The 18,827-nt window shown below is 65.5% G+C and carries 19 protein-coding genes and 1 tRNA gene; 15 read left to right on the top strand and 5 right to left on the bottom strand.

What is annotated here, in order from left to right; genetic code table 11:
• Positions 1–265 precede the first annotated feature (265 nt).
• Positions 266–511, top strand: coding sequence for a pentapeptide MXKDX repeat protein (locus tag CIT37_RS21385; RefSeq protein ID WP_018323138.1), 246 nt, complete (start codon positions 266–268; stop codon positions 509–511).
• 108 nt (positions 512–619) lie between these two features.
• Here CIT37_RS21385 and CIT37_RS21380 read toward each other — a convergent pair whose 3' ends face one another.
• A complete protein-coding gene (locus tag CIT37_RS21380; protein ID WP_028144734.1) occupies positions 620–967 on the bottom strand; it encodes a DUF6481 family protein in 348 nt (115 codons plus the stop codon).
• A 266-nt stretch (positions 968–1,233) separates the two neighbouring features.
• On the opposite strand from CIT37_RS21380, the gene CIT37_RS21375 reads away from it, so the two are divergent.
• The 4 genes from CIT37_RS21375 (at position 1,234) to CIT37_RS21360 (ending at position 3,059) form a co-directional block, all read left to right on the top strand.
• Entirely contained in the window at positions 1,234–1,470 is a 237-nt protein-coding gene (locus tag CIT37_RS21375; protein ID WP_028144733.1) for a hypothetical protein, read from the top strand.
• 77 nt (positions 1,471–1,547) lie between these two features.
• Complete coding sequence (locus CIT37_RS21370) at positions 1,548–1,778, top strand: hypothetical protein (RefSeq protein WP_028144732.1); 231 nt, start codon at positions 1,548–1,550, stop codon at positions 1,776–1,778.
• A gap of 187 nt (positions 1,779–1,965) precedes the next feature.
• Positions 1,966–2,757 carry a hypothetical protein gene (locus CIT37_RS21365; RefSeq protein WP_028144731.1) on the top strand — a complete coding sequence of 264 codons (792 nt, stop codon included), beginning with the start codon at positions 1,966–1,968 and terminating at the stop codon, positions 2,755–2,757.
• The gene (locus CIT37_RS21360; RefSeq protein WP_131233215.1) at positions 2,748–3,059 is read left to right on the top strand and encodes a hypothetical protein; all 312 of its coding nucleotides are present in this window, start codon (positions 2,748–2,750) and stop codon (positions 3,057–3,059) included. The genes CIT37_RS21365 and CIT37_RS21360 overlap by 10 nt, the downstream gene beginning before the upstream one ends.
• 52 nt (positions 3,060–3,111) lie before the next feature.
• On the opposite strand, the gene CIT37_RS21355 is transcribed toward CIT37_RS21360, so the two are convergent.
• A complete protein-coding gene (locus CIT37_RS21355; protein WP_028144730.1) occupies positions 3,112–3,270 on the bottom strand; it encodes a hypothetical protein in 159 nt (52 codons plus the stop codon).
• Between the two features lie 261 nt (positions 3,271–3,531).
• Here CIT37_RS21355 and CIT37_RS21350 point away from each other — a divergent pair, with 261 nt between their 5' ends.
• Positions 3,532–3,693: a hypothetical protein gene (locus CIT37_RS21350; protein WP_162832224.1), complete on the top strand. Its 162-nt coding sequence runs from the start codon at positions 3,532–3,534 to the stop codon at positions 3,691–3,693.
• 283 nt (positions 3,694–3,976) lie between these two features.
• Positions 3,977–4,195, top strand: coding sequence for a hypothetical protein (locus CIT37_RS21345; protein ID WP_028144729.1), 219 nt, complete (start codon positions 3,977–3,979; stop codon positions 4,193–4,195).
• A 152-nt stretch (positions 4,196–4,347) separates the two neighbouring features.
• Here CIT37_RS21345 and CIT37_RS21340 read toward each other — a convergent pair whose 3' ends face one another.
• On the bottom strand, positions 4,348–4,575 hold the full coding sequence (locus tag CIT37_RS21340) for a DUF2171 domain-containing protein (protein WP_028144728.1): 228 nt from the start codon (positions 4,573–4,575) through the stop codon (positions 4,348–4,350).
• Between the two features lie 116 nt (positions 4,576–4,691).
• Here CIT37_RS21340 and CIT37_RS21335 point away from each other — a divergent pair, with 116 nt between their 5' ends.
• A complete protein-coding gene (locus CIT37_RS21335; protein WP_028144727.1) occupies positions 4,692–5,978 on the top strand; it encodes a hypothetical protein in 1,287 nt (428 codons plus the stop codon).
• Positions 5,979–6,011: 33 nt separating this feature from the next.
• Here the strand turns inward: CIT37_RS21335 and CIT37_RS21330 are convergent, their stop codons facing one another.
• Both CIT37_RS21330 and CIT37_RS21325 read right to left on the bottom strand, forming a co-directional pair.
• Positions 6,012–6,239 carry a hypothetical protein gene (locus CIT37_RS21330; RefSeq protein ID WP_157158010.1) on the bottom strand — a complete coding sequence of 76 codons (228 nt, stop codon included), beginning with the start codon at positions 6,237–6,239 and terminating at the stop codon, positions 6,012–6,014.
• A gap of 144 nt (positions 6,240–6,383) precedes the next feature.
• Positions 6,384–6,460, bottom strand: a tRNA-Arg gene (locus CIT37_RS21325).
• Between the two features lie 408 nt (positions 6,461–6,868).
• Between CIT37_RS21325 and CIT37_RS21320 the strand changes: the two genes are divergently transcribed.
• From CIT37_RS21320 to CIT37_RS21290, 7 genes are all read left to right on the top strand, one after another.
• On the top strand, positions 6,869–12,073 hold the full coding sequence (locus tag CIT37_RS21320; protein WP_095424180.1) for an alpha-2-macroglobulin family protein: 5,205 nt from the start codon (positions 6,869–6,871) through the stop codon (positions 12,071–12,073).
• A gap of 134 nt (positions 12,074–12,207) precedes the next feature.
• On the top strand, positions 12,208–14,316 hold the full coding sequence (pbpC, locus tag CIT37_RS21315; RefSeq protein ID WP_038970279.1) for a penicillin-binding protein 1C: 2,109 nt from the start codon (positions 12,208–12,210) through the stop codon (positions 14,314–14,316).
• A gap of 50 nt (positions 14,317–14,366) precedes the next feature.
• Positions 14,367–16,109 (top strand): ArnT family glycosyltransferase, encoded by a 1,743-nt coding sequence (locus tag CIT37_RS21310; RefSeq protein ID WP_028144723.1) that lies wholly within the window; start codon positions 14,367–14,369, stop codon positions 16,107–16,109.
• Position 16,110: 1 nt separating this feature from the next.
• Positions 16,111–16,956 carry a phosphatase PAP2 family protein gene (locus CIT37_RS21305; protein WP_028144722.1) on the top strand — a complete coding sequence of 282 codons (846 nt, stop codon included), beginning with the start codon at positions 16,111–16,113 and terminating at the stop codon, positions 16,954–16,956.
• Positions 16,957–17,019: 63 nt separating this feature from the next.
• Positions 17,020–17,772, top strand: a complete 753-nt coding sequence (locus CIT37_RS21300; protein ID WP_028144721.1) for a glycosyltransferase family 2 protein — start codon at positions 17,020–17,022, stop codon at positions 17,770–17,772.
• A complete protein-coding gene (locus CIT37_RS21295; protein WP_028144720.1) occupies positions 17,769–18,107 on the top strand; it encodes a lipid-A-disaccharide synthase N-terminal domain-containing protein in 339 nt (112 codons plus the stop codon). Before CIT37_RS21300 ends, CIT37_RS21295 begins: the two co-directional genes overlap by 4 nt.
• Positions 18,108–18,241: 134 nt before the next feature.
• Positions 18,242–18,802 carry a TetR/AcrR family transcriptional regulator gene (locus tag CIT37_RS21290; protein ID WP_439648443.1) on the top strand — a complete coding sequence of 187 codons (561 nt, stop codon included), beginning with the start codon at positions 18,242–18,244 and terminating at the stop codon, positions 18,800–18,802.
• Positions 18,803–18,827 lie beyond the last annotated feature (25 nt).

The following is an 18,827-nucleotide window of genomic DNA, read 5'->3' as shown; positions in this document are numbered from 1 at the left end:
GGCACGTAGGCCCATCCTAGCCGGTCTTTCACCCGATATTCTCTCATCTGATAGTTCGAGACCGAATGCCACGGCAAGGGGGTGGCCGTGCTGCGCTGCACACATCCTCTTCCCGCCGCAGGCTCTGGACTCCCCCGAACGTCGGATCGCAGCGGGCTCGTCAAAAATTTATCGGCGGCGGGGTAACAACGCGGGACTCGCATCCGTCGAGATTGAATAGCGGCGTCCGTCGCTGACAAACACCATCTTGAAGGGAAGATGATCCATGACCATTCGCACCCGTATCGTGCTCGGCGTCTCCGCTGCCGCTCTCTCGCTCGGCCTCGCGCTCGCGCCGGCCGCCTTTGCTCAGGACAAGATGGGCAAGGATGACGGCATGATGAAAAAGGACACGATGTCCAAGGACGGCATGATGAAGAAGGACACCATGTCCAAGGACGACGGCATGAAGAAGGATCACATGTCGAAGGACGGGATGAAGAAGGACGACGGGATGATGAAGAAGAACTGATCTTCGACTGTGGTCCGCAGCAGACGGACGTGCGTCGAAAATCCAGGGGCGGTCACGTGGACCGCCCCGGATAGTCAGTTCAAATTCAGTTGAACGCGACCGTGAATGCTACTTGCGCTTGGCCTTGCGGGCGGCGTAGCGGGCGTCGCGCTTGGCCTTCTGCTCGGCCTCGACTTCAGCCTGCTTGGCGACCGCCTCCTCCGCCTCGCGGGCGATCCGGGCTGCCTCCGCGGCTGCGGCTTCTTCGGCGATACGCTTCTGCTCGGCCTTTTCGGCCTCGCGCGCTGCCTTTGTCTCGGCGCGCTTGGCCGCGAGGGCCTCGCGCTCGGCGCGTCGTGCCGCGACCGCCGGATCGTCATGACCCGGTTGCGACTTGAATTTGTTCAAAAGATTTTTGCGTGCTTCCTGCGCCGCCTTTTGTCGGTCGGAGAAGCCTGGTTCCCTGAATCCACTCATCGAACGAACCTTGTCTTCCTCACTTTCAGCCCTACATCACTGCGTGTTGGTACGTCGGCTGGGCATAGCGGGCGCCACGCGACGCAGAAGCGTGTACATCGGCGCGCGTCGCGAAGCCACCCATAATCGCAGCCGATCAGGTAGACGAAAAATCGTCGCCCCGACGATCTCGTAGCCCGGAAAAACTGCCGAATTGTGATGTCCCTCATAAGGGAGCACGAGGGGCGACGCCTAGCGTCCGCCCCGATACGAGACGGAGCACGGGCATGACGATCTTCCGCTTCCGCCAGAAGGCGCTGGCAATCGCCTTGGCTCTGATAGCCGTGGCCGGCGCCGCGCTGCTGCTCGCTCGTCCCCAGCCCATCGAGAGCGCCGTCCTGGGGGCCGACTGGGAATGCACGCAGACCGCGTTCGTGCTCACGACCTGTGCACCGCGGCTCCAGCAGGCGATCCCGGCGGTCGAAACCTCGCGCAAGGATGCGATCCGGGCGACCCGAGGCTGAACCTGACGAACTGGACCGATCGGGATGTGACGGGACGTCGCAGAGGTGGTAAGCCGGCGCCCGCACGGTAGGTAGCCATGTCCACGTCCAAACTCGAGTCCAAGCCCGAACCGGGCGAGAAGCCGAAATCCCGGCCGAAGCCTCAATCCGGCGATAACCGCCGCGGCGCGATCGCCGGCTTGATCATCGCGATCCTGATCCTCGGTGTCGGCTGGTGGCTCGCGCGGGACCTTACCGCGGCCAGCAAGATGCAAGACTGCCTGATGTCCGGGCGGAGCAATTGCAACGTGATCGAGCCGGCCCGCTAGAAGCGCTCCAGCGCGGCCCGTCGAGCCGAAAAATTGCCGTGATCTTAATCATTTGTAACGCGACTTAGCCGAACAAAGCAGGTCAGCTATGTCAGCCGGCATCAAGCCGAGCGCGATCCGAATCGTCTATCGCGCCAGGCACCACGGCAATTGCGAGAGCAATCGAAAGAGTAGGGGTTAAGCACGCATGAGTGCGTCCAGCCGCATGAAGATCATCATTTCCTTGGTTTCGGCCATGTCGTTGCTCGCGCTTTCGGCACAGGCCCAGGACGCCAGGCCGTCCAGGGACGCGGGGCCGTCGAGGGACGCCGGCCAGCCTCCGGCCCGCCCGGGCGCTGGAGCACCGGCTCCGGACAGTCAGAACATGCGCAGGGGCCCGCCCCCGCAGCAGGCGGCCCGACCCGCGCCGCAGCCCGGTGGCCAGCCCCATGCTGGTCCCGGCCAGCACAGCGCCGGCGGCCCGCCGCCGGGACGCTATGTCGCCCGTGGTCCCGCTCCGACGCGCGACTGGGGCGGACATGCCTATCGTGGCAATCGCTCCTGGGATGGCGGGCGCTGGCGCCACGAAGTCCACAACGGCCGCTCCGGCTGGTGGTGGGACGTTGGCGGCGTCTGGTATTATTATCCGCAGCGGATGGCCGGCCCGCCGGCCTACATCTCCGAGGAATATTACGACGACGTGCCGGTGGCCTATGCCCCGCCGCCGCCTCCGGTCGCCTATGCACCGCCACCTCCGCCGCCGCCGGCTGATCCCGGCGCGAGCGCACTTGGCGGCGCCATCGTCGGCGGCGTGCTGGGCGGACTGATCTCGGGCAACGCAACAGGGGCTGCCGCGGGCGCGGTCCTCGGCGGCGCGACCGGAGCCATCGCCGGTGCCACCGCCGCATCCCAGCCGGGCTACTACTGGGCGCAGGGCAATTGCTACTACCGCTATCCGGACGGGCAGTACGTGGCGACCGATCCGCGAGCGTGCCGCTAAGGCACTGGTCGCATCCTGACCTGAAAGAGGCGGGCGAACGCCCACCTCTTTTTGTTCTGGTGCCGTCAACCGATTGTCTCGATGCGTATGTCGGCGCGACGTTCGGCGGCGCACAACAACTGCCTCAAAATAGCACTGGCTCCCGGTGCCGCTTCACGCGATTCTCAAAAGAAAAAACGTTGGGAAAACGATTCGCGGGGACGTGGGACATGCTGGATGCAATCCAGATCAGCTTGGCGCTTTGGGCCATGATCGTTTGCGGCGGGATCAAGCTGGGGCAGATGCTGCACTGCCTGGTTTAGCGAACGAAGCCGGCCGCGAGCCTTACTCGCCAACGCGACGGATCGTTCTGCGTCACACGAGCCAGTTGAAGAACGCAATTGCGCCCCAGACCAGGCCGGCGATCCAGGTCAGCATCACGATGCCGATGGTCCCGAGATAGGCGATGCCGAGCAGGTCGGTCCTCTGTCGTCGCGTCGGGACGTTGGCCGGAGCTGCTGCTTCTTGTTTCATGACGGGAAATACCATCGATGCCTCCGCGTGCTGCTGGAGCGTCGAAACATGGTTTAACCGAGATGCAGGTCGCGGACTGTGACACAATTCACAGATCGCCTGGATGAAGCCCAGCCAAATAGCTTCGCAATCAGCGCATGCGTGCAGTGAGGCAATCGTGCCGGAGCGTTTGCCTCGGTCCGGGAGACGCGGACGTTACCCCGCAATCATACGGACGAAATTGCCATGGGCTTGTCCAGATGGCCGGCTAGAGTCGGTCGCATGTATACCAAGTACGATCCACAGCACGAAGCGGAGGCCGCGATGAAGCGGGCCGCGGCATCGGAAGGTGCCGACCGGCAAAGGCTGATCCAATTGGCTCTGGCCTGGCACGAGCTGGCCCGCGACCGGCGCGATGAGCGGGCGGACTGCGGGCATTCTTAGGGGAATTTCGCGTCAGACGATGACGGGCCGAACTCGGCCGGCCGGCTGATCTGCATGAGAAAGCCCCGTGCTCGGGGGACAAGCACGGGGCCCTTCAAAGCCGACCGGGGCTGGCAGGTCGGCACCACTTGATTTCAAGCCATTCAACGTGCCGGTCGTGATCTCGTTCCATGCCGCTGCTCATTTTGTTGTGCCGTGTTCGATACGCCTGGCGTTGCGCAAGGCGACCCGCCTCGCTCGCGCTCGAACAGGAACCTCCATTCCCCGCGGACGTTGGCCGTCCATGACCGACCCCGAGTTACGCGCACAGTCCTTCGACATTGCCTGGAAATATCTCGACCGATCCGGCTTGCTCACAGGCGAGCACGAGGACTCCGCTCGCTTCATCCTGAACAGGATCGATCGGTTGATGCTGCGAGGAGAGCGCCGCAGGCTGTTGTTGTCGAACGCTGCGATCGACGCCTACCTGCTGCGGCCGACGCTCGTGCCCATGGATACGTGAATGGCGACGTGATCGATCCGACGAAACGCGACGTTAAGAAATGCGCGGCGCCGACATTACGATTACGATTCGTGCTTTTGGAACGAAGCGGAGTCGGATCGTGAACAAACAAAAAGCCCCCGAAGGGGCTCAATGTTCAGGCGGCTCAATGTTCAGGCGGCTTCCGTCTTCGGTACGGCGTCGGCATTCATTGAAAGCTTGACGACATCGCCTTCGACGGCACCGACATATTTCATGTCGATGTAGTGATGATGGTCCTTGTGACCTTCCGGGCTGTCCTTGCGCGTCAGCTTGATGCGGTTGCCCTCGACGCGGTCGACGGTGCCGACATGTGCGCCGTCCTTGCCGATGATTTTCATGTGCTCTCTGATCTCAGACATGTTGTCCTCCTTGCACCGTCTCAACGGCCAGGATCGTTGTTCGTTGCAGCAGGCGTGCGTTGGACCCAAGGCGATTTCCGCACGTTGACGTCCGATCGGATCTGCCCAAGACGCGCATGGAGACTATTCAGGCCTATCTGGAACGGAAGCACAGGGAACTCGGGCTGTTGAATGACTGCCTGAGCCATCGGCTCGATCTGACGCGTCCGCGATCGGTCGACGAGGTCGTCAGGTCCAAATTCCAGATCACTGCGGCGCTCAGGGCAGAGCACGAGCTGCACGAGTGGAAGGCAACGGAAACAGCCTGGTCGCACAGCGCCGATCCCGTCAGCGGGCCGTTCAAGTTCAGTTACGATTACCAGCGGGCCGATCTTACGGTGCGCGGTCCTTCCTTCTATGAGTTCGAATGCGGCTGCATGAGCGCGGCGATCTATACTGCCTCGGGCATGGCTGCGATCTCCGCCGTCCTGCTGGCCTCCGCGCAAATCGTCGAGAGGGCTGATTTGCTGGTGCTTCCCGGCTCCTATGGCGAGACGCTGGAGCTGATCCGGGGCCTTGTTCCTCATTTGCGGCTCGTGGCTTTGAGGCCGCCGTTGGGTGATGCGTTTGCTTCGGCGAATTCGCCGAAAATTCTGCTTTTGGATTCCTGCTCCCGCGCCGGCGCTTTTGAGGCGGCGATCCGAAGCGACGGCTCGAGTCTCGATCTCGTGATTTTCGATACGACATGCTTCGCGGGCAGCTCGGGCCGGATCCGGCGCGTCCTGAGTTGGGCCCGGCGATACGGAATTCCACTGGTGCTGGTGCGAAGCCACAACAAGCTCGATTCGCTCGGGGCGGAATATGGCCGCCTGGGCTCGGCGGTTTTCGTGCAGGGGAATGATGACCTGCAGCGGGCAGGGCGGCCTGAATGGACACGTCTCGCGGCCGAAACCCGCAACGCGGTGCGATTGCTCGGCGGCGCGGCGTTGCCGGCGCACTTCCCGCCCTTTGTCGGCAGCGCGGTCTACTGGGCCCTCACAAAGAGGCGCGTTGCGGCGATCCTGCGCAACGGCCGCAGCATGGCCCGCCATTTTGCTGCAACACTCCCGGCGCTCTCTGCCGAACTCCATTTCGCCCACGGTCTCTATGTCACCTTGCGGGGCAGGAGCCCTCTCGACGAGGCGAGCGCGCGGCAGGCCGCCGAGGACATGAGCAACGAACTGCGCGCCGAGGGCCTCCCGATTCGCCATGCCGGCAGCTTCGGTTTCGACTTCGCCGCGACCGAGTGGTTTCACGACGCGACCACGGACCAATACAGCGTGCGGGTGGCGGTCTCGGACTTGCCGACGGAGGTCTGGGATGATCTCACCGCGGCGATTGCGCGATGGTGGCACGTTCGTCAGTCGACAGGTGGCCGAGGATGAATGTCGTCGCTTGCGCGGAAGAGGGCGCCTCGATCAGTCGATCGCCAGGCAGTGCTCCAAGGCCGGCTTTTCGCTGTTGTCGCGGCTGGGACGCGCCCACTCCTGAACGGCGAAGGAAAGGTGATGCTGGCCCATGGCGGCGCCAATGATCGATGCTTGAGCCACCTTGATGGGCCTGGTGACCACACTGGTGTTCACGACGCCTGCGTCGATTGCCAAAAACGACATCGCGACGATCGCCACCGCAGATGCGATGGCCATTCTCGTCCATTCGGCAGGAAGCATCGGAGTCCTTAACGCGGGCGCAATTCGCCCGCCGCTTACATAGGGCTGATCGGCACGGTTCAAAGGCCCGCGTATGGTTACCCACGCGTTCGTGAAGGGCGGTGGATTTAGAAATGAGACTGGCGATCCCAGCAGGACTCGAACCTGCAACCCGCGGAGTAGAAATCCGCTACTCTATCCAGTTGAGCTATGGGACCGTCGCTGCGCCAGCCTCCGTTTGGAGGCCGGCTGGTTCATCTACCATGCCAAATATGAAAAATATCGTCTTTCGCCAAGTCTGAACCGAACCGTTTTCCTCAGAGCCGCGACAAAGCGAGACGGTGGCATGTCAGGGTGCCGGGTTGAGCGGCAGCGGACTGGACGATGGATCACATCGCCGGGAACGCTGGCCAGCTTCCGGGATGTGGCCGCCGGTCGACGGGTCGGGTATCGCTGCGCCATCAGGACGGTGTGAGCGGCGGTATCTTGATCGGTCTCCTCTGGGCTTGCCTTTCCATGGCGAATGCGACGAATTGCACCTTTGGTTCCATCGCCTTGAGTCCGTCACCTTTCCGCGCATTTCATGCTGCCCGCGGGCGGCTGTCCGCGATTTCCGGGAGTCCATCATGATCGGTCTTGTTCGCGCCGTCACACTCTGCGCCACGCTGGCGCTCGGCCTCGCCGCCGCGCATGCCGCGGACAAGGCGTTCAAGCGCGACGACCTCGCCGATTCCGCGATCAAGCTGGAGGCCCAGATCAAGAGCGAGGCCGGGCCGGTCGCCAAGTCCAACGCGACGCTGCGCACCGACGCGGACGCCGCCTTCCGGCGCAATGATTATCGCACCGGCCTGTCGGTGCTCGGCCAGATCGCCGCGACCACGCCGGAGGACGCCGCCAACTGGCTACGGCTCGCCAAGGTCATCTTCCAGATATCGCCGAAGAGCTCGAGCGAGCAGACCTTCCTGCTGGAACGCGCCTCGACCGCGGCCTACATCGCCTACCAGCGCGCCGGCAATCCCGGCGAGGAGGCCGACGCCCTCGCCGTGCTCGGCAAGTCGCTGTCGGAACGCAAGCTGTGGCGGCCGGCGCTGGATTCGCTGCGGCTGTCGCTCGACATGCGCGAGGTCGCCGACGTCCGCGGCCAATATGAGAAGATGCGCGACGAGCACGGCTTCCGGCTGCTCGACTATACCGTGGACTCGGATTCGGCGAGCCCGCGCGCCTGCTTCCAGTTCTCCGAGGAATTGGCAAAACGCACCGACTTTGCGCCGTTCCTGGCGTTGGCGGGCCAGGACAAGCCGGCGCTGTCGGCCGAAGGCAAGCAGCTCTGCGTCGACGGGCTGAAGCACGGCGAGCGCTACAACATCAGTCTGCGCGCCGGCCTGCCGTCCACCGTGAAGGAGGGGCTGCCGAAATCGGCCGAGTTCAACGTCTATGTGCGCGACCGCAAGCCGTTCGTGCGCTTCACCAGCCGGGCCTATGTGCTGCCGCGGACCGGCCAGCGCGGCATTCCCGTGGTCAGCGTCAACACGCCCGCGGTCAACATCAACGTGTTCCGGATCGGCGACCGCAATCTGATCAACACTGTGGTCGACAGCGATTTCCAGAAGACGCTGTCGAAATACCAGCTCTCCGATCTCGGCGGCGAGCGCGGCGTGAAGGTCTGGACCGGCGAGCTCGCAACCGCGATGACGCTGAACCAGGACGTCACCACGGCCTTTCCGGTTGACCAGGCGCTCGGCGAGCTTCAGCCGGGCGTCTACGTGATGACGGCCGCCGCCAAGGGTCCGGGCTCGGACGACGATTACCAGCTCGCCACCCAATGGTTCATCGTCTCCGATCTCGGGGTGTCAGCCTATTCCGGCAATGACGGTATCCACGTGTTCGTGAACTCGCTGGCCTCGACCGATCCGGTCGGCAAGGCCGAGGTGCGGCTCGTTGCCCGCAACAACGAGATCCTGGCGACGCGCAAGACCGACGACAGCGGCCATGTGCTGTTCGAGGCGGGCCTTGCGCGCGGCGAGGGCGGCCTGTCGCCGGCGATGCTGACGGTCACGGGCGAGAAGGCCGATTATGCCTTCCTCAGCCTGAAGTCCTCCGCCTTCGATTTGTCCGATCGCGGCGTCTCAGGCCGCGTGGTGCCTGCAGGCGCCGACGCCTTCGTCTATGCCGAGCGTGGTGTGTACCGCTCCAGCGAGACCGTCTATCTCACCGCGCTGTTGCGCGACGGGCAGGGCAATGCCGTCAGCGGCGGGCCGCTGACGCTGGTGATCGAGCGCCCTGATGGCGTCGAATACCGACGTGCCGTGCTCGCCGACCAGGGCGCCGGCGGCCGTACGCTGTCCGTGCCGCTCAACTCGGCCGTTCCGACCGGGACGTGGCGGGTGCGCGCCTTCACCGACCCGAAAGGCTCCTCGGTCGGTGAGACCACTTTCATGGTCGAGGACTACGTTCCTGATCGGATCGAATTCGACTTGTCCGCCAAGGACAAGCTGATCAAAGCTAACGCTCCAGTGGAGCTTAAGGCGGACGGCCATTTCCTCTATGGCGCGCCCGCGTCCGGCCTGCAGCTTGAAGGCGACATGCTGGTCGCGACCGCGAGCGAACGTCCGGGCTTTGCCGGCTACCAGTTCGGCGTCGCCGACGAGGAGACCACCTCCAACGAGCGCACGCCGCTCGAGAATCTGCCCGAGGCCGACGCCAATGGCGTTGCGACCTTCCCGGTGACGCTGGACAAGCAGCCGGCTTCGACCCGTCCGCAGGAAGCCCAGATCTTCGTCCGCATGGTGGAGACCGGCGGCCGCGCCGTCGAGCGCAAGATCGTGCTGCCGGTGGCGCCCGCGACCGCCCTGATCGGCGTCAAGCCGCTATTCGGTGACAAGAACGTCGCCGAGGGCGACAAGGCCGAGTTCGATGTCCTGTTCGTCTCGCCCGAGGGCGAGAGGTTGCGCCGCGACGGCCTGCGCTACGAGCTCCTGAAGATGGAGTCGCGCTACCAGTGGTATCGCCAGAACAATTACTGGGAGTACGAGCCGGTCAAGTCGACCTCGCGCGTTGCCGACGGTGATGTGACCGTTACGGCCGACAAGCCGGCGCGGATTTCGCTCACTCCCCAGCCCGGCCGCTACCGTCTCGATGTGAAGTCGAACGACGCCGATGGCCCGGTGACCTCGGTGCAGTTCGACGTCGGCTGGTATTCCGACGGCAGCGCCGACACGCCGGACCTCCTGGAGACCTCGATCGACAAGCCGCAATATTCCTCCGGCGACACCATGACGGTGTCGGTCAACGTCCGCAGCGCCGGCAAGCTGACCGTCAACGTGCTCGGCGACCGCCTGCTGACGACGCAGACGATCGACGTCAAGGAAGGCACTGCCCAGGTGAAGCTCCCGGTTGGTAAGGACTGGGGCACAGGTGCTTACGTGGTGGCGACGCTGCGCCGCCCGCTCGATGCCGCTGCCCAGCGCATGCCGGGCCGGGCGATCGGGCTGAAATGGTTCGGCATCGACAAGCAGGCCCGCACCTTGCAGGTCAAGCTGTCGCCGCCGGCGCTGATCCGGCCCAACGCAACGTTGAAGATCCCGGTCAAGCTCGACGGGCTCAATCCGGGCGAGGACGCCAAGATCGTCATCGCCGCGGTCGATGTCGGCATCCTCAACCTCACCAATTACAAGCCGCCGGCGCCGGACGATTACTATCTCGGCCAGCGCCGCCTGAGCGCCGAGATCCGCGACCTCTATGGGCAGCTCATCGACGGCATGTCCGGCACGCGAGGCCAGATCAAGTCCGGTGGTGACGCTGGGGCTGCCGAGCTGCAGGGTTCGCCGCCCGCGCAGAAGCCGCTGGCGCTCTATTCCGGCATCGTCACGGTTGGCTCCGATGGCAGCGCGGAAGTCGGCTTCGACATCCCGGAGTTCGCCGGCACCGCGCGCGTGATGGCGGTGGCGTGGACCGCGACCAAGCTTGGCCGCGCCAACACCGACGTCGTGATCCGCGATCCTGTCGTGCTCACCACGACCCTGCCGCGCTTCCTGCTCAATGGCGACCACGGCACGGTCAACCTCGAGATCGACAATGTCGAGGGACAGGCCGGCGACTACGTCATCAACGTGAAGACCGGCGGCCCCGTGAAGATGACGGGCAATCCCGCCACCACGGTCAAGCTCGCCGCCAAGCAGCGCAACTCGTTTGCGCTGGCGATCGACGCGACCGCGGCCGGGCAGGCGACGCTGGACGTCGACATCAGGGGGCCGAACGGGCTGACGCTGGCGCGCCATTACGCGTTCGACGTCAAGGCGGCGACGCAGGTCCTGGCACGCCGTTCGATCCGGACGCTGGCGAAAGGCGAGAGCCTGACGCTGACCTCGGACATGTTCTCCGACCTCGTGCCGGGCACCGGCAGCGTCTCCGTTTCGGCCAGCCTGTCGACCGCGCTCGATGCGGCGACGATCCTGAAAGCGCTCGACCGTTATCCGTATGGCTGCTCGGAGCAGATCACGAGCCGCGCGATGCCGTTGCTCTATGTCAACGACCTTGCTGCCGGTGCGCATCTGGCCATGGACACCGAGGTCGATCAGCGCATCCGCGATGCGATTGAGCGGCTCTTGGCCCGTCAGGGTTCGAACGGCTCGTTCGGCCTGTGGTCGGCCGGCGGCGACGACGCCTGGCTCGACGCCTACGTGACGGACTTCCTGACCCGCGCCCGCGAAAAGGGTTTTGCGGTGCCGGACGTCCTGTTCAAGAACGCGCTCGACCGTGTCAGAAACTCCGTCGTCAACGGCAACGAGCCGGAGAAGGACGGCGGGCGCGATCTCGCTTACGGCCTCTATGTGCTCGCACGTAACGGTGCGGCGCCGATCGGCGATCTCCGCTATCTCGCCGACACCAAGCTCAGCAACCTCGCAACCCCGATCGCGAAGTCGCAGCTCGCGGCGGCGCTCGCTCTGGTCGGCGATCGCAACCGCGCCGAACGCGTGTACGGCGCCGCGCTCGACAGCCTCGCGCCGAAGCCCGTGCTGGAGTTCGGCCGCACCGACTACGGCTCGCAGCTTCGCGATGCCGCAGCTCTGGTGTCGCTCGCGAGCGAAGGCAACGCGCCGAAGGCGACGCTGACCCAGGCGGTGTCGCGGGTCGAGACCGCGCGCGGGCTCACGCCCTACACCTCCACGCAGGAGAATGCTTGGCTGGTGCTGGCGGCGCGGGCGCTGGCCAAGGAGAACCTGTCCATGGAAGTGGACGGTCAGCCGGTCAAGACCGCGCTGTACCGCAGCTATAAGGCCGCGACGCTGGAGGGCAAGCCGCTGAAGATCACCAATACCGGCGATGCGCCCGTGCAGGCGGTGGTCTCGGTGTCGGGCTCGCCGGTGACGCCGGAGCCGGCTGCGTCCAACGGCTTCAAGATCGAGCGCAACTACTTCACGCTCGACGGCAAGCCGGCCGACATCAGCAAGGTCAAGCAGAACCAGCGCTTCGCGGTGGTACTGAAGATCACCGAGGCCAAGCCTGAGTACGGCCACATCATGGTGTCCGACTATCTGCCGGCGGGCCTTGAGATCGACAACCCGAAGCTGGTGTCGTCGGGCGACAGCGGCACGCTGGACTGGATCGAGGACGGCGAGGAGCCTGAAGATACCGAGTTCCGCGACGACCGCTTCACTGCGGCGGTCGATCGCGCCTCGGATTCGAAGTCGGTCTTCACCGTCGCCTATATCGTGCGCGTGGTCTCGCCCGGCAAATACGTGCTGCCGCAAGCCTATGTCGAGGACATGTACAATCCCTCGCGCTATGGGCGGACGGGCACGGGAACGGTCGAGGTGCGGCCGGCGAAGTGAGTGCTGATGGGATGAGCGCAGCGGAGCCACATACTCAGTCGTCATGCCCGGGCTTGTCCCGCCTGCGCGGCCGAAGCCGCTTCGGCGCGGCGAAGGCCCGGGCATCCACGAACTGCGGCGCGGCCGGCAAGAGCGTGGATGGCCGGGACAAGCCCGGCCATGACGGAGTCCGGGGCAGGGGCCTTCGTATCCTCTCCGGCGCTGCTCTCACCCTCATCCTCGCCATCGTCGGCTTCGTGACCTGGGTCTATTCGCTCGGACCTCTCCCGCTCGACGAGGCCCGGCACGTGTCCACTACCATCGTCGACCGCAACGGCAAGCTGCTGCGGGCCTACGCCATGGCCGACGGCCGCTGGCGGTTGCCGGTCGATGCCAAATCCAGCGTCGACCCGACCTATCTGAAGCTGCTGTTCGCCTATGAGGACCAGCGCTTCTACGCCCACAACGGGCTCGACCCGCTCGCACTCGGGCGCGCCGCCTTGCAGCTGGCAACGCGCGGCCACATCGTCTCAGGCGGCTCGACCATCAGTATGCAGCTGGCGCGGCTGATGGAGCCGCGGCGGCAGCGCTCGCTCTACGCCAAGCTGCGGCAGATGGTGCGCGCGATCGAGATCGAGCGCAGCATGAGCAAGGAGCAGATCCTCGACCTCTATCTCGCGCTGGCGCCTTATGGCGGCAATCTCGAGGGCATCCGCGCCGCCTCGATCGGCTATCTCGGCAAGGAGCCGAAGCGCCTGTCGCTGGCCGAAGCCGCGCTGCTGGTCGCGCTGCCGCAATCGCCGGAGACGCGCCGCCTCGATCGCCATCCGGAGGCCGCGCGCAAGGCGCGCGATCGCGTGCTCGACCGCATGGTCGAGGAGCATGTGGTCAGCGCCGACGACGCAAGGCAGGCCAAGGCCGTGCCCGTGCCAAGACTGCGAAGGCCGATGCCGATCCTGGCGCCGCATGCGTCCGACACTGCGCTGTCGACGGTCAAGGATACGCCGGTCATCAAGCTGACGCTGGATGCGAATTTGCAGAAGGTGCTGGAGCCATTGGCGCGCGACCGCGCCATTGCGCTCGGGCCGAACATCTCCGTCGGCATCATCGTGGTCGACAACGAGAGCGGCGACGTGCTCGCACGCGTAGGGTCGGCCGATTACTTCGACGAGAGCCGGGCAGGGCAGGTCGACATGACCCGCGCGATCCGCTCGCCGGGCTCGACGCTAAAACCCTTCATCTACGGGCTCGCCTTCGAGGACGGTTTCGTCCATCCGGAGAGCCTGATCGACGACCGGCCGGTCCGCTTCGGCTCCTACGCGCCGGAAAATTTCGACATGACCTTCCAGGGCACGGTGCCCGTGAGGAAGGCGCTGCAACTCTCGCTGAACGTGCCCGCGATCGTGCTGCTCGACCGCGTCGGCTCCAGCCGACTGGCCTCGCGGCTCCGGCAGGCCGGCGGGAATCTGGTTCTGCCTAAGGACGAAGCGCCGGGGCTCGCCATGGGGCTCGGCGGCGTCGGCGTGACGCTGCAGGATCTCGCCCAGCTCTATACGGGCTTTGCCCGCCTCGGCACCACCAAGCCGCTGCGCGAGGTGATGGCTGACAAGGACGACCGCGAGCCGCTCCGGCTGCTGGACCAGGTCGCGGCCTGGCAGGTCGGCAACGTGCTGCTGGGCACGCCGCCGCCGGAGAACGCCGCTCACAACCGTATCGCCTTCAAGACCGGCACCTCCTATGGCTATCGCGACGCTTGGTCGGTCGGGTTCGACGGCCGGATGACCGTCGGCGTCTGGGTCGGCCGGCCCGATGGTGCGCCGGTTCCGGGCCTGATCGGGCGCGTCGCCGCCGCTCCGATCCTGTTCGATGCCTTCGCCCGCACCGGCAAGACGCTGGCCGCCTTGCCGAAGCCGCCAAGGGGAACCCTGGTTGCCAGCAACGCCAAGCTGCCGCTGCCGCTGAAGCGGTTCCGCCCGGTGGGGGAACTGGTGCGGACCGGCCGTGAGCAGGCGCTGCATATCCAGTTTCCGCTGAACGGCTCGCGGATCGACGTCGATCGGTCCGGGGGCCAGGAGAGCGCCGCGATGCCGGTCAAGGTCGCTGGCGGCGTGCTGCCCATGACCGTCATGGTTAACGGCACGGCGCTCGGCGAGATCGATGGCCGCCGCCAGCGCCTGATCGATCCGCCCGGTCCGGGCTTTGCGCGGCTCACCGTGATCGACGCCACGGGCGCCGCGGACACAGTCGTCATTCGAATTCAATGACCCTGCCTCAAGCGGTTGTGGCGATGGCGGTTTCAGCGTAAGCGGAACCAATGGCCGAGACCTATCCTACTCCCCGTTTTGGAGCGCCCCGCGAGCCGAAATCGCCCGCAAATCCGGGCAGCCGGCTCGTGAGCATGCTCGATGTCGCCACGGCCAGCCATGCCCGCGCCGTCGCCTTCCTGGTGCTGTGCGCGCTGCTGTTGTTCCTGCCGGGCTTCTTCACGATCCCGCCGATCGATCGCGACGAGGCGCGGTTCGCCCAGGCCACCAAGCAGATGGTCGAGAGCGGCGACTATGTCGATATCCGCTTCCAGGAGGACGTCCGCTATAAGAAGCCGGTCGGCATCTACTGGTTGCAATCGGCGACGGTCGAAGCCGCCTCGATGCTCAAGCTGCCGAAGGCCGAATTGCGGATCTGGGTCTACCGGCTGCCGTCGCTGTTCGGAGCGATCGGCGCCGTGCTCATGACCTATTGGGCGGCGCTCGGATTCGTCACGCGGCGCGCCGCGGTGCTGGCGGCGTTGATGATGTGCGCTTCGGTGCTGCTCGGCGTCGAGGCGCGGCTGGCCAAGACCGACGCGATGCTGCTGTTTTGCGTGACCGCCGCGATGGGTGCGATGGCGCGCGCCTATCTGTCCTGGCAGCGCGCCGAGGACGAGACGCATCCGCCGTGGAGCTGGCCTGCGATCTTCTGGACCGCGCTTGCGGTGGGCATCCTGATCAAGGGTCCGCTGATCCTGATGTTCGCGGGGTTGACCATCGTCGCCCTCGCGATCCAGGACCGCGATGCCTCCTGGCTGTGGAAGCTGCGCCCGGTCTGGGGCCTGATGTGGATGCTGGTGCTGGTGCTGCCCTGGTTCGTCGCGATCTTCTGGCGCGCGGGCGATGCCTTCTTCGCCGATTCCGTCGGCGGCGACATGCTGAGCAAGATCGGCGCCCAGGAATCCCACGGCGCGCCGCCCGGTATGTATCTGGCGCTGTTCTGGATCACGTTCTGGCCGGGCGCGCCGCTCGCGGCGATGGCGGCACCCGCGGTGTGGCGGGCGCGGCGTGAGCCCGGCGCGCAGTTTCTGCTGGCCTGGCTGATCCCGTCCTGGATCGTGTTCGAGGCGGTGCTGACCAAGCTGCCGCATTACGTATTGCCGCTGTATCCGGCGATCGCCATTCTCACCGCCGGTGCGGTGGAGCGGCGCGTGCTGTCGCGCTCCTGGCTGATGCGCGGTTCGGCCTGGTGGTTCGCGATCCCCGCGGCCGCCTCAATCATCGCGGTGGTCGGTGCGGTGATGCTGACGCGGCAGCCGGCTTTTGTGGCCTGGCCGTTCATCGCGGCATCGCTGATCTTCGGCCTGTTCGCCTGGTGGCTCTACGACAACAACCGCGCCGAGCGCTCGCTGCTCAACGCGCTGGTCGCGGCCCTGATGCTGGCGGTGGTGGTGTATGGCATCGTGCTGCCGTCCTTGACGCCCCTGTTTCCGAGCATCGAGATCGCGCGCGCGCTGCGCAACGTCACCTGCGTCGGGCCGAAGGCGGCTGCTGCCGGCTATCACGAGCCGAGCCTCGTCTTCCTGACGGGCACCCAGACCCTGCTCACGGACGGGTCGGGCGCGGCCGACTTCCTGAGGCAGGGGAGCTGCCGCTTTGCGCTGATCGAGCAGCGTTCGGAGCGGAGCTTCGTGCAGCGCGCCGAGGCGATCGGGCTGCGCTACAAGGTCGGCACCCGCATCGACGGCTACAATTTCTCGCAAGGGCGCGCGATCTCGATCTCGATCTTCCGCTCGGAAGGCACCGAATAGGATGCCTGTTACGACCAGCCCCGCGCCCCGTCCGGGCTATCCCGCGCAATTGCTCGCCGTGTCCCGGAGCGCGCTGGCGCAGCTCGTCCGCACGCCCTCGCATTCACGCCGCGCAGAGGCCGCGCGAAAACTGGCGCGGCATTCGCTGTGGCTTAGTGCGGCGGGCGCGGCTCTCGTCATCGCGCTGATGCTCGCGTTCGACCAGACCGAGATCCAGCTGATGCCGGCTCGCGGCACGCCAAGCCTGTGGCCGATCCGCATCCTCACCGATTTCGGCAAGGACGAGTATCTGCTCTCGGTCCTCGGGGGCTTGCTGGTGGTGTTGGCGTTCGTTGCGGCCGGGCTTCACGGCACAAGCCGCGCGCTGCTCCTCGGTCTCGGCACACGGCTGCAGTTTGTATTTCTGTCGATTGCCGTGTCGGCATTCGTTGCCGAGGTCCTGAAATATATCATCGGCCGCGGACGTCCGTTTGTCGGCGGCAAGGCCAATCCGTTCAACTTCGTGCCGTTCGAGGGGACGGGGGCTTATGCCAGCCTGCCGTCGGGCCATACCGTGGCGGCGTTCGCTCTGGCATTTGCAGTATCGGCATTGTGGCCGCGCTTGCGCGTGTTCATGTTCACTTACGCAATCGTGATCCTGTTGACGCGTCTGGTGCTGGTCGCGCATCACCCGAGCGACGTCGTGGCCGGCGCCCTGGTCGGCACGGTCGGCGCCATGGCGGTCCGCTATTGGTTCGCGGCCAGGCGGCTGGGCTTTGCCATCTGCGCCGATGGCACCATTGTGCCCCTTGCCGGGGCGGTTTCGGGCCATCTCAAAAGGGTTGCCCGCGGGGCATCCGCCCCATAAAAGCGGCTGCCTGTCGGGGCCGCCGGTTCCCCGGGAAGGCCCATTCCAACCACGAGCCTCGATTTGTCGTCGTCCCAGCCTTCGGTTTCCCAGCCCTCGGTTTCCATCGTCGTTCCCGTGCGTAACGAAGCCGACAACATCGCGCCGCTGATCGCGGAGATCGGCGCGGCGCTCGATGGCCGCTGGGCCTATGAGATCATCTACGTCAACGACGGCTCGACCGATGCGACCGGCGAGCGGCTCGCGGCGATCATGGCGCAGCGGAGCAATCTGCGCCAGCTTCGCCATGCCAGATCAGGTGGCCAATCCGCGGCCGTGCGCAGCGGCGTGCGCGCGGCGCGCGGGGCGATCGTGGCGACCCTCGATGGCGACGGCCAGAACAATCCGGCCTTTCTGCCCGACCTGATCGCGGCGGTCGAGAAGGGAGCAGGGCGCGTCGGCCTCGCCGCGGGGCAGCGTGTCGGGCGCAAGGATACCGGTTTCAAGAAATTCCAGTCGCGCGTGGCCAACGGCGTCCGCAACTCCATCCTGAAGGACGGCACGCGGGATACCGGCTGCGGGCTGAAGGCATTCCGGCGCGAGGTCTTCCTGATGATGCCCTATTTCGACGGGCTGCATCGCTTCCTGCCGGCGCTGGTCCGGCGTGAAGGCTACGACATCGCCTATGTCGACGTGATCGACCGGCCGCGCCATTCCGGCGTGTCCAACTACGGCTTCTTCGACCGGCTCTGGATCGGCATCATGGATCTCGCCGGCGTATGGTGGCTGATCCGCCGCAAGAAGCCGACACCAGATGTGACTGAGGTGAACGCATGATCATTCAATACGGTCAGGCGCTGAGCAACTATCTCTACGACGTCTTCGTCGCCAAGTTCGATTTCTGGCTGGCGTTCGGCCTTGTCGCGCAGCTGTTCTTCACCGCGCGCTTCCTGGTGCAGTGGATCGCGAGCGAGCGCGCCGGCAACAGCGTGGTGCCGATGGCGTTCTGGTTCTGCTCGATGGGCGGCGGACTGATGACGCTGGTCTACGGCGTCGTGAAGCGCGAGCCGGTCATCATCCTGGGACAATCGCTCGCGACCATCATCTATATCCGCAACATCATGCTGATCATCAAGAACCGCGGCAAGGCGTCGAAGACGCTGGAGCGCTGAGCAGGGCTCCCCGCGGCTGCGCCGCTGGAACTGATCCGAATTCGGTTGCCATTTTAAGACCGATTGGTTCATATATGGCGATGAGCCCTCGATCCCGCATGCAATTGCCCCGTGGGCGGCCCCGAAGTTTCGACGTGGACGCCGCGGTCGAAAGCGCGATGGGTGTGTTCTGGTCCCGTGGCTACCACGCCACGGCGCTGCCGGACCTTCTTCGCGCGACGAAACTGTCGCGGGGCAGCCTCTACGCCGCTTTCGGCGACAAGCACTCGCTCTTCCTGCGCGCGCTTGACCGCTACATCGCCGATGCCCTGGCGCGGATGGATATCGAATTCGACTCCCGCAAGGATCCGGTCGAGGGCTTGCGGACCTACCTTGCCGGCTACGTTGAGCGCACCAGCGGGATGAATGGTCGGCGCGGGTGCCTGCTGGTGGCTACAGCCATGGAGCTGGCTGGCCAGGACGCCGAGGTCGCTCGGCGCGTTGCGAGCTTTTTCAAGGCGATGGAGGCCAGGGTGGCGGATGCACTTTCCCGCGCGCAGGCTGCGGGCAAGTTAGGCGACAGGGTCGAGCCTGCGAGTGCCGCCCGGATCCTCGTCTGTTTCGTCGAGGGGCTGCGAGTGGTCGGCAAGACGGCACCGGCGCGGACGACATCAGAAGCCACCGTCGTCGCTCTTCTCGATCGTTTCGTCAGGTAGGTATCCCATGGACGTCTCCGCCCAT

The sequence above is a fragment of the Bradyrhizobium ottawaense genome (genome assembly GCF_002278135.3).
Taxonomy (GTDB): Bacteria; Pseudomonadota; Alphaproteobacteria; order Rhizobiales; family Xanthobacteraceae; genus Bradyrhizobium; species Bradyrhizobium ottawaense.
The sequence above is the reverse complement of the archived record's forward strand: the minus strand, read 5'-3'. Positions and strand labels throughout refer to the sequence as shown.

What these genes read in the sequence shown, in the direction of transcription:
- CIT37_RS21375 (WP_028144733.1), top strand. Translation starts at nt 1,234, where the DNA reads ATGACGATCTTCCGCTTCCGCCAGAAGGCGCTGGCAATCGCCTTGGCT.
- CIT37_RS21310 (WP_028144723.1), top strand. Translation starts at nt 14,367, where the DNA reads ATGGCCGAGACCTATCCTACTCCCCGTTTTGGAGCGCCCCGCGAGCCG.
- CIT37_RS21340 (WP_028144728.1), bottom strand. Translation starts at nt 4,575, where the DNA reads ATGTCTGAGATCAGAGAGCACATGAAAATCATCGGCAAGGACGGCGCA.
- CIT37_RS21335 (WP_028144727.1), top strand. Translation starts at nt 4,692, where the DNA reads ATGGAGACTATTCAGGCCTATCTGGAACGGAAGCACAGGGAACTCGGG.
- CIT37_RS21320 (WP_095424180.1), top strand. Translation starts at nt 6,869, where the DNA reads ATGATCGGTCTTGTTCGCGCCGTCACACTCTGCGCCACGCTGGCGCTC.
- CIT37_RS21370 (WP_028144732.1), top strand. Translation starts at nt 1,548, where the DNA reads ATGTCCACGTCCAAACTCGAGTCCAAGCCCGAACCGGGCGAGAAGCCG.
- CIT37_RS21350 (WP_162832224.1), top strand. Translation starts at nt 3,532, where the DNA reads ATGTATACCAAGTACGATCCACAGCACGAAGCGGAGGCCGCGATGAAG.
- CIT37_RS21385 (WP_018323138.1), top strand. Translation starts at nt 266, where the DNA reads ATGACCATTCGCACCCGTATCGTGCTCGGCGTCTCCGCTGCCGCTCTC.
- CIT37_RS21355 (WP_028144730.1), bottom strand. Translation starts at nt 3,270, where the DNA reads ATGAAACAAGAAGCAGCAGCTCCGGCCAACGTCCCGACGCGACGACAG.
- CIT37_RS21380 (WP_028144734.1), bottom strand. Translation starts at nt 967, where the DNA reads ATGAGTGGATTCAGGGAACCAGGCTTCTCCGACCGACAAAAGGCGGCG.
- CIT37_RS21365 (WP_028144731.1), top strand. Translation starts at nt 1,966, where the DNA reads ATGAGTGCGTCCAGCCGCATGAAGATCATCATTTCCTTGGTTTCGGCC.
- CIT37_RS21345 (WP_028144729.1), top strand. Translation starts at nt 3,977, where the DNA reads ATGACCGACCCCGAGTTACGCGCACAGTCCTTCGACATTGCCTGGAAA.
- CIT37_RS21330 (WP_157158010.1), bottom strand. Translation starts at nt 6,239, where the DNA reads ATGGCCATCGCATCTGCGGTGGCGATCGTCGCGATGTCGTTTTTGGCA.
- CIT37_RS21305 (WP_028144722.1), top strand. Translation starts at nt 16,111, where the DNA reads ATGCCTGTTACGACCAGCCCCGCGCCCCGTCCGGGCTATCCCGCGCAA.
- CIT37_RS21295 (WP_028144720.1), top strand. Translation starts at nt 17,769, where the DNA reads ATGATCATTCAATACGGTCAGGCGCTGAGCAACTATCTCTACGACGTC.